We start from the raw sequence: 1,750 nt of genomic DNA, 5'->3' as shown, positions 1-1,750 counted from the left end.
AACCTGGTTCGGGGGTGAAGGTGAGGTTTCCGTTATTATCTACGGTAAATGTGCCTTCTGGTACTGTGATGGTATTTTGATTTCCTGGTGTATTGGGGTCAATGTCGATGGTGTTGGGGTCGATGGTCCCGTCTATGTCGTTGTCGTTATCACTAATGTTGAATGTGACTGGTTGACCGCTTAATGTTGTGCTGTTGTCATTGTTGGCAACGGGGGGTTGGTTTGGCTCTGCTTCTACTGTAATGTCTACTATAGCACTGCTGGTATCTCCATTACTATCTGTGATTGTATAGTTGATGCTGGCTGCTCCATTGAAGTCGGCGTCTGGTGTGAAGTCTATGGTGTCATCTGTGGGATCATTTGGTGTCCCTCCATCGTTGACTGTGGCTGTACCGTTGGTGGCTCCATCTACTGTTATGGTTCCTGTTGATGGTCCGTCTCCTCCAAAGTTGTCGTTTCCTAGTACGGTAATGTTGTTCACTCCACTGTCTTCTAGTACTGTGGCTGTGTCGTCCTCTGCTGTGGGGACATCGTTGACTGGAGTTACTGTTACGTCTACTGTGGCACTGCTGGTATCTCCATCACTATCTGTGATTGTATAGTTGATGGTGGCTGCTCCATTGAAGTCGGCGTCTGGTGTGAAGTCTATGGTGTCGTCTGTGGGGTCGTTTGGTGTGCCTCCATCGTTGACTGTGGCTGTGCCTCCTGTTACTCCATCTAGTGTTATGGTTCCTGTTGATGGTCCGTCTCCGCCAAAGTTGTCGTTGCTGAGTACAGGTATGTTGGTTGTGCCACTGTCTTCTGCTACTGTGGCTGTGTCGTCCTCTGCTGTGGGGACTTGGCCTTGTGTAACTCTAATGTCTACAGTAGCACTGCTGGTATCTCCATCACTATCTGTGATTGTGTAGTTAATGGTGGGGTTTCCATCGAATTCGGGGTCGGGAGTAAAGTCTATGGTGTCATCTGTGGGGTCGTTTGGTGTCCCTCCATCGTTGATTGTGGCTGTGCCTCCTGTGACTCCATCTATGGTAATTGTGCCGGCTCCGTCTCCGCCAAAGTCGTCGTTTTCTAGTACATCAATGTTGGTTGTGCCACTTTCGGCTACTGTGGCTGTGTCGTCTTCTGCTGTGGGTGCGTTAGTCCCTGTGATGTTGATTGTTGTTGTGGCTGTGTTGCTGTTAGTATCCCCATCGTTGACTACTACTGTGACACTACGAGCTGTGGTGTCTGGGTTGGCTGAGGTGTTGTTGTATTCTATTTGAGCTATGGCATTCTGATAGTCTGCTAGTGGAGCAGTCCCTGTGAGTGTGATTGTTCCTGTGGTACTATCATAAGCGCTGGCTGTTATTCCTGTTGGGAGTGTGCTGTTGACTGATAAGCTTTCTACTGTATCTCCGTCTGGTCTGTTGGTTAATACGATTGTGGCTGATTCGATGTTGGTGTCGTCTATGTCTGTTATCGCAACATCACTGTCTCCTATTGCTACTGCTGCACCTCCTTGTGTGAAGGTTGTTGTGTAGTTGTTGTCTGTAGCTCCACTACTGTCGTTACCGTCTAGGTCTAATGTGGGGGGTGCGTTGGTTGCTGTGATGTTAATTGTTGTTGTGGCTGTGTTACTATCACTTTCTCCATCGTTGACTACTACTGTGACACTACGAGCTGTGGTGTCTGGGTTGGCTGATGTGTTGTTGTATTCTATTTGAGCTATGGCATTCTGATAGTCTGCTAGTGGAGCAGTCCCTGTGAGTGT

The 1,750-nt window shown here is 48.4% G+C and carries 1 protein-coding gene; it reads right to left on the bottom strand.

The genetic code is table 11. From position 1 onward, the window contains the following. The coding region (locus F6K22_RS09270; RefSeq protein ID WP_293096213.1) for a beta strand repeat-containing protein at nt 1-1,750 on the bottom strand (1,750 nt) is incomplete at both ends.

The sequence above is a fragment of the Okeania sp. SIO2F4 genome, from assembly GCF_010672385.1.
Classification (GTDB): domain Bacteria; phylum Cyanobacteriota; class Cyanobacteriia; order Cyanobacteriales; family Microcoleaceae; genus Trichodesmium.
This window is presented reverse-complemented; position numbering and strand designations above follow the sequence as displayed.